The following is a 7,323-nucleotide window of genomic DNA, read 5'->3' as shown; positions in this document are numbered from 1 at the left end:
TTAAAGAATTAGAAATACAATATAAATTCCTAAAAAAACAAGAAGAACGAATAATCAAAAAGATACTTACTTATTTTTCTAAAGATAAAAAGTTATTTCAATCTTTTTTGAATATGCAAACGATGCCAGGAATAGGTCAAATATCTGCAATTATTTTAATCTATCATTTTATTCAATACCCCGACGCAAACCAAAGACAAATAGTTTCATTAGCAGGACTTGATCCAGTAGAAAAAAGCTCCGGGACTTCTGTAAAAGGAAAAGCTAAAATATCAAAAGCAGGCTCAAAGATTTGTAGAGGAACATTGTTCATGCCAGTAATGGTAGCTGTACAAAAAAATGAAAGACTAAAAGAGTTTTATAATAGATTAAAAGATAAGGGTAAACATACAACAGTCGCTCAAATAGCAGTTATGAGAAAAATGATAGTAATATCTCATTCATTATATAAAAATAACGAAAGGTTCGATGTGAATAAAAGATAAAATTTCTTTTTAAAATAGTAAATACTTTATTAGATTTTAAGGTGGCAACTCTCTAAAGCAGCAAAAATTTGTTCAAAAGAAAAAACTATTTGTAAAGATAAAAAAGGTTCTTCTTTACTTGCTTTTATTATTTTTCCAGATACAGGTAAAAAACTTGAAGAACATAAATATTTAGAAGAATCATACTCAATATTTTTTCTCGAAATTGAGACAATCTTTCTACCTTGAACTATTACAAATAAGGAAGGTTCATAAACGGTATGTAAAATTTGCGTTACATTTGACGATTTAAAAATTCTTAAAGAAGGGATTATTGTCTGGTTAATCCCCTCCTCAAGTTTTTGTTCTTCTATGAATGTTAATAGTTTATTTACTTTTTTCATGAAATTATAATTTCATTCCTCCGGATATCTCAATTCTTTGTGCATTAATCCAATGACACTCATTTGATACTAAAGTAGCAATAGAAGCTCCAATATCATCTACTTTTCCAACACGACCTAAAGCAGTTTGAGAAGCCATATAGGTATTTACCTCTTTATTGTCTCGCACAAATCCACCAGCGAAATCAGTTTCTATTGCACCAGGTGCTATTGTATTTACAGTTATATCTCTATTACCTAATTCTAAAGCCAGATATTTAGTCATTATTTCAATTGCACCCTTCATCATTGCATAAGCAGAAAATCCTGGCAAAGCAAATCGGGTAAGCCCAGAAGAAATATTTATAATACTTGTACCATTGTTTAACATAGGTAATAATTTTTGTGTCAAAAAAAATACTCCTTTTACATGAATATTATATAACTTATCAAACTCTTCAATACTTGTATCACTTATACTTGAATTTATTCCAATTCCTGCATTGTTTACTAAAACATCAATACCTTCTGCTTGCCAAGTTGATTTTAAACAAAGACGTAAATTTTGAGAAAACTTTTCAAAAGATTTACTGTTTTCTGTGTCAAGTTGAAAGACAATTGCATCTTGCCCATAAGACTTTATCTTATCTGCAACATCTTGTGCTTTTTCTTTTGATGTTTTATACGTAATTATTATATTATAACCTTTTTTTGCAAGATTTAAAGCCATGCTTTTTCCTAACCCTCTACTACTACCTGTTATTAATGCTATTTTCATTTTATTTCCTTTAAATTTTATTCCCTGATTATAATCTAAAATCAAAAATATTAATAGTTAATTTCTCTTTATAATTTGCCTAATTGTCTAAAATAAATAAATTAGTTTAGAAACTGTTTAGGCCTCACTTCAACTTTTTATTTAAAAAAGTCTTGAAAAATACTCTTAACTTTAATCTGAACACTTTCTTTTTGGTCTGCAAGCAGAATTTAGTCATTTCATTTCTGCATCTTTTTCTTAATAACCGGTAAAAGAGCCCTAAGGAATGTAGTTTAATTCTTAAAAAAGTGGAGATTCAAACCCAAGGATGTAATTTGTGACTAGAATTAGAAGAACAGTAAAATAAATTGAAAATAGTACCTATTTTAAGCCTATATACAATAAAATGCCATACACAAAAGGGAATCAATATATGAATACAAATATACAAGATCTTAAACCAGATAGACCTTCTATTATTACTACAGAAGTTGATGCTATCAGTTTTTATCGTAAAATGGACACAGAAGCAACAATTAAAGAGATGATTGACGGTAAATACGTTATTGTAGAAGAATTCTACTCTAATGGTCTAGAACTTTTAGTTGAGCTAAGACGTGCTTTATTACAAGAATTTAGTGATAGTAGTTTTCAAGGTCAAAGAGATTATAGATCTGCTTTTAGAAAAGCTTCTCACCGCTTATTAATAAAAGTAGAAAATAATAAATTAGCAGTTAAAAAATGCCCTGATATTGGATGGTTAAAAATATTATATCCTGAGATTTCTGATTTTTATATTACTTATCCAGAAGTTCAAGGTATGAATTCTTCTTGGCAATGGCATGAAAAAGGATTAAAGGTTAAAACCTTAAACTTATCTCTTCATCCTTATTACGGAACCTATTTTCCTACAAGATTTGACCATATTGTATTATTTGACAAATGGTTAACAAGTTATAAGGGAGCTAAAAAGAAAGCTGTTGATATTGGTGTTGGAAGCGGAGTTTTATCCTTTCAATTGCTTAGAAAAGGCTTTAAAAAGATTTTTGCATCTGATACTAACAAAAATTCAATTATTGGAGTTTCTAAAGAGAGCTCACGTTTAGGTTTTGATAAAAAAATAGACTTATCTTATGGAGATTTATTTACCTCATATGAAGATAAAGCTGATTTAATTGTTTTTAATCCTCCTTGGTTACTTGCTAAACATGATCTTGAAGAAGGAATTGATAAAGCAATGTATTACGAAGAAGATCTATTTCCTAGATTCTTTGAAGAAGCAAAAAAACACCTAGCTCCTGAGGGAAAATTAGTTTTAATATTTTCAAATCTTGCACAAGTTGTTGATAGAAACGCAGCTCACCCGATTAAAGATGAGTTAGAAAACAATACAAGATTTAAGAAAGAAGAATTTTTACAAGCAGATGTAAAAGCTTTATCTCAAAGAACAAAAAGAACAAGTCAAAGATCTAAAGAAAAAGTAGAACTATGGGTTCTAAGTAACAACGATACTTAGAAATAAAATAAATTAAGCATAAGTTTTTTTATGCTTAATTTTCTAAAAATTTAGAATAATATTCTCTCAAAATTCCAAGATGATTTATCTATATAGACAAATCATTTTTCAATTGTAGTGGGATAAAAAAATCTATATCTTGCTTATTGGTAGTGAGTATATTTTCCAAATCACTATACTGCGCATAAGCAGGAAAGTTTCTGATTTTATATTTTGAATTACTTGGCCAAGACTGGTATGCGTGTTTCATCAAATCATAAAGTTCATCATGGGTACAAAAAAAACCAAACTTGGCAAACATGCCATCTTCCATTATACAAGTACCAAACTCTCCACCTTTGGATATTTTTTCGTCCGTATGAATTGAAGCTAGATACCTACACTCTTCATGGGGCAAAGATGAGGGATAATTATGAAATACTCCTATGTATTTATACTCTTTTTTTAAGTTTTTTTGTTCTTTTACCCACTTATCAAGTCTGATCCAAGTATTTTCTATTTCTTTCCTGTATCCATGAATACGAAGATAGGTAATAGGAAGTTGTTCTTTATAGACAATTTCAGGTTCTTTTATCTTAAACAATGAATCAATTTTTTGATGTACACTTTTTTCTTCATGGTTTTCTACTCTCCACTTAGAAGGTGTCATGGAAAATCTTTTTTTAAAAGCGGAGCTAAATGCACTGCTACTTAAAAACCCAACCTCATAAGCTATGGTTTCTATAGATTTGTCAATATTGTATAAAAGTAAATTAGAAGATTTCTCCAAACGAATATTTCTAATATATTGGCTTACAGATTCACTTGTGATTGCTTTAAAAACCCTATGAAAATGATATACGGAATAGCCACTTATTTTTGCCAAACTTTTTGCACTAAGAACTTCTCCACAGTGATAATAAATGTATTCTAAAGATAAGTTTATTTGCTCATATTGAGCTTTTGTCGTATTGCCTTTTAACATAATCGTATGGTATCAATATTTTTCTAAATAGCACATATGATAGATTTTTGATATAAAATTTTATTTACTTACAACCTTGTTAATACTAATATCTATAAAATTAATTAAAGGGTATTTAATGAATATAAGAGAAAAGATGACTAAAGAATTTAAAGACAAATCAATTTTTAAGCAAGTACAAGACTATTCTTTAAGTTATTTAGATGAAGTTGGTAAACGAGATGTTTATCCAGCAAGTGAAGCCTTACAGAACTTAGAAAATTTCTCAGAAGAATTACCTCAAAAAAGTATGGAAGCTAAAGATGTATTGGAGTTTTTAAATACTAATGGCGCTAAAGCAACAGTGGATCATCTAGGAGGAAAATATTTTGGATTTGTAACTGGTGGCGTTATTCCTGCTTCACTTGCTGCTAGGGTATTAAGTGATTTTTGGGATCAAAATAGTGCTTTGTATGTTATGTCTCCCATAGCTTCAAAACTTGAAGAAGTATGCGAATCTTGGCTAAAAGAGTTGTTTGGATTACCTAAACGTACGGTGGCAGGATTTGTGAGTGGCTCATCTATTGCAATATTTTGTGGTCTGGCAGCAGGACGTTATCGCGTATTTAAAAACAATGATTGGGATATAAACAAGCAGGGTTTTCAAGGTGCTCCAAAGATTAGAATAGTTGCAGGGAAACAAGCACATGGAACAGTTATAAAAGCGGTGTCTCTTTTAGGATTTGGCACTGATAATATTGAATGGGTAGACCATGATTCCCAAGGAAGATTACTGGTGTCAAAACTACCAAAACTAGATAAAAATACTATTGTTGTATTACAAGCGGGAAATGTATGTTCTGGCGCGTTTGACGACTTTGAGTCTATTTGTACACAAGCAAAAGAAGTAGGTGCTTGGGTTCATATAGATGGAGCATTTGGTCTTTGGGCAGCTGCCAGTAAGAAGTTAAAATATCTTACCAAAGGAATGGAAAAAGCAAATTCTTTTTCTGTAGATGGACACAAAACATTAAATACTCCCTATGACAATGGAATAGTTCTCTGTGATGATGAAGAAGCATTAACCCACGCTTTACATTCCTCAGGTTCTTATATTGTACACAATGAAAATAGGGATGGCATGTTTTATACTCCAGAGATGTCGAAAAGAGCAAGGAGTATTGAGCTTTGGGCGGCGATGAAGTATCTTGGACGTGATGGAATAGAAGAACTCATAAATGGATTTTATGAAAGAGCCACGGAACTCGCATATGAGTTAGAAAAAGAAAGCTTTGAGATTGTAAATGATGTTGTCTTTAATCAAATTATGATTAGATATAAAAGTGATGATTTGACAAATAAAATCATGAAATATATTCAAGAATCAGGAACGTGCTGGTTAGGAGGGGCTACATGGAAGGGACAAAATGTCATAAGAATAAGTATTTGTTCTTGGGTAACGACGGAAGAGGATGTCTTAGTTACGGCAAAAATATTTAAAGAAGCGCTCACTTGTGTAGATAGCAAAAATAAGATATAAAAAGTACTTAAAGATATTGGCTTTGTGCCTATATCTAGGGTCAGTTCATCATAAAATTTGATATACTAACAAATTATTAGAAGGTCAGATTATGAATGAAAATAAATTACATATGGTAAATAAATTAATACAAAAAGATGGAGTTTGTAATACATTTTTAGATGATGTTAAAATATATAAAACCTCTAAACCTGAGTCATTAAGTGCCCATCTTTATGATAATTGTATTATTTTTGTTTTACAAAACTTTAAAAAAGTGAAACTTCACGAAAAAATATTAGAGTATAACCCCAATAACTATTTGGTTGCTGCATCAACTTTTCCCTTCGAATGCACGGCTTTTCCTTCAAATGATGAGCCCTTAATAGCTTTGGTTATTACAATCAACCAAAAAGTAATGCACCAAGTAATCAACGATGTATCAACATCGCATAACTTAGAGTCAAAAAACAGTGAAATAGGACCTTTTATTGATAAAGTCACCCCTCAAATAGATGATGCTTTATACAGGTTATTATGTGTTTTAAACTCAAAAGAGGAATCTCATGTTTTAGGCGCAGCTATTGTTAGAGAATTATTTTATCGTGTTGCTAAAGGAGATAATGCTTCTTATTTACATAAACTGTTTAATCAAGCCAGCAATGAAGCGAAAGTTTCAAGGTCACTAAAAGTGATTCATAATGAATTTTATAAAGAGTTAAATATACCTGTTTTAGCAAGAATGCAAGATATGAGTGAAGCATCATTTCATACTTATTTTAAGGTGATTACTGGATATACACCCTTTCAATACATAAAAAAAATTCGTCTTACAAAAGCCAGAGAGTTTATAAATGAAGAAAACTTCTCAGTTAGTGAGACTGCACACAAGGTTGGGTATGGGAGTACGGCTCAATTCAGTAGAGAATTTAAAAAATATTTTGGATTCTCTCCAAAAGAGTCAAGAGTTTCTTTTGAAGAGTATAGTTTATAAGGCTAACTTTAAGTAGTCTATAAATCCTGTATATGAATGATATAATTTTTTATATCTTCTTTTATATTGGGATTTTTCACAACATCATAACAAGAAAAAGAAGGTAAAATTTCACTTCCACAAAACTTATAATTTGTAGTAACAGAAAGAAGGGCATCGTCAGCACTTTTACCCTCAAATAAAAATTGATCTTTGTCATCAAAGGCATTTTTTGGTGCATTCCAAGTAAGTGAAAGCATGAATTTTTTACCTTGCATTTTACCTCCTGTTCCATAATGTTTATCAACATCTTCTCTGCTTCTTCCATCATCAATCACTAGATTTTGTTGAACAATAGCTCTTGTAAATACATCATCAATATATTTTTTATGAATCCATGGTGTATTGAACCAATAAACGGGACTTTGGGTGATAATAATATCTGCCCACAAATGTTTTTCAACTTCTTCATTTATATCATAACCAGCGTCAATAGTTGTTGTTTTCACTTGATAGTCTTTTTTTAAAAATTCATTTTTAGCTATGTCCACCATAGCAGAGTTTAGTTTGCCTTCTGAAAAGTTTTCGTAAAATTGATGTGCATTTATAATTAATATATTTTTCATATTTAACCTTTTTATTTTGACTTAAGATTTGGAAAGTATATAGATTTTCAAGGATTAAAGGAATGCACATTTCTATAAATGTTTTGAGGAATTCTACAAATAATATTCTATAGGCTAGAAAAGACTTGTTTGCGTAAATATT

At 30.3% G+C, this 7,323-nt stretch carries 8 protein-coding genes; 4 read left to right on the top strand and 4 right to left on the bottom strand.

Annotation, left to right across the window (positions count from 1 at the left end; genetic code table 11):
• The coding region (locus HRT41_03555; protein NQY23080.1) for an IS110 family transposase at positions 1–485 on the top strand (485 nt) is incomplete at its 5' end.
• 29 nt (positions 486–514) lie between these two features.
• Here HRT41_03555 and HRT41_03550 read toward each other — a convergent pair.
• Complete coding sequence (locus tag HRT41_03550) at positions 515–868, bottom strand: AraC family transcriptional regulator (GenBank protein NQY23079.1); 354 nt, start codon at positions 866–868, stop codon at positions 515–517.
• Between the two features lie 4 nt (positions 869–872).
• Positions 873–1,625, bottom strand: a complete 753-nt coding sequence (locus HRT41_03545) for an SDR family oxidoreductase (protein NQY23078.1) — start codon at positions 1,623–1,625, stop codon at positions 873–875.
• Positions 1,626–2,037: 412 nt separating this feature from the next.
• On the opposite strand from HRT41_03545, the gene HRT41_03540 reads away from it, so the two are divergent.
• Positions 2,038–3,120 (top strand): methyltransferase, encoded by a 1,083-nt coding sequence (locus HRT41_03540; protein NQY23077.1) that lies wholly within the window; start codon positions 2,038–2,040, stop codon positions 3,118–3,120.
• A gap of 88 nt (positions 3,121–3,208) precedes the next feature.
• Here HRT41_03540 and HRT41_03535 read toward each other — a convergent pair whose 3' ends face one another.
• A complete protein-coding gene (locus HRT41_03535) occupies positions 3,209–4,084 on the bottom strand; it encodes an AraC family transcriptional regulator (protein ID NQY23076.1) in 876 nt (291 codons plus the stop codon).
• A gap of 118 nt (positions 4,085–4,202) precedes the next feature.
• Between HRT41_03535 and HRT41_03530 the strand changes: the two genes are divergently transcribed.
• Both HRT41_03530 and HRT41_03525 read left to right on the top strand, forming a co-directional pair.
• Complete coding sequence (locus HRT41_03530) at positions 4,203–5,603, top strand: aspartate aminotransferase family protein (protein NQY23075.1); 1,401 nt, start codon at positions 4,203–4,205, stop codon at positions 5,601–5,603.
• 91 nt (positions 5,604–5,694) lie between these two features.
• Complete coding sequence (locus tag HRT41_03525) at positions 5,695–6,576, top strand: AraC family transcriptional regulator (GenBank protein NQY23074.1); 882 nt, start codon at positions 5,695–5,697, stop codon at positions 6,574–6,576.
• 17 nt (positions 6,577–6,593) lie between these two features.
• On the opposite strand, the gene HRT41_03520 is transcribed toward HRT41_03525, so the two are convergent.
• Positions 6,594–7,181: an NAD(P)H-dependent oxidoreductase gene (locus HRT41_03520; GenBank protein NQY23073.1), complete on the bottom strand. Its 588-nt coding sequence runs from the start codon at positions 7,179–7,181 to the stop codon at positions 6,594–6,596.
• Positions 7,182–7,323: the final 142 nt, after the last annotated feature.

This window comes from Campylobacteraceae bacterium, from assembly GCA_013215945.1.
In the GTDB taxonomy this organism is placed as follows: Bacteria; Campylobacterota; Campylobacteria; order Campylobacterales; family Arcobacteraceae; genus NORP36.
Note: the sequence above shows the minus strand (reverse complement) of the source record. Positions and strands in the feature narration are given on the sequence as shown.

What these genes read in the sequence shown, in the direction of transcription:
- HRT41_03550 (NQY23079.1), bottom strand. Translation starts at nt 868, where the DNA reads ATGAAAAAAGTAAATAAACTATTAACATTCATAGAAGAACAAAAACTT.
- HRT41_03545 (NQY23078.1), bottom strand. Translation starts at nt 1,625, where the DNA reads ATGAAAATAGCATTAATAACAGGTAGTAGTAGAGGGTTAGGAAAAAGC.
- HRT41_03540 (NQY23077.1), top strand. Translation starts at nt 2,038, where the DNA reads ATGAATACAAATATACAAGATCTTAAACCAGATAGACCTTCTATTATT.
- HRT41_03535 (NQY23076.1), bottom strand. Translation starts at nt 4,084, where the DNA reads ATGTTAAAAGGCAATACGACAAAAGCTCAATATGAGCAAATAAACTTA.
- HRT41_03530 (NQY23075.1), top strand. Translation starts at nt 4,203, where the DNA reads ATGAATATAAGAGAAAAGATGACTAAAGAATTTAAAGACAAATCAATT.
- HRT41_03525 (NQY23074.1), top strand. Translation starts at nt 5,695, where the DNA reads ATGAATGAAAATAAATTACATATGGTAAATAAATTAATACAAAAAGAT.
- HRT41_03520 (NQY23073.1), bottom strand. Translation starts at nt 7,181, where the DNA reads ATGAAAAATATATTAATTATAAATGCACATCAATTTTACGAAAACTTT.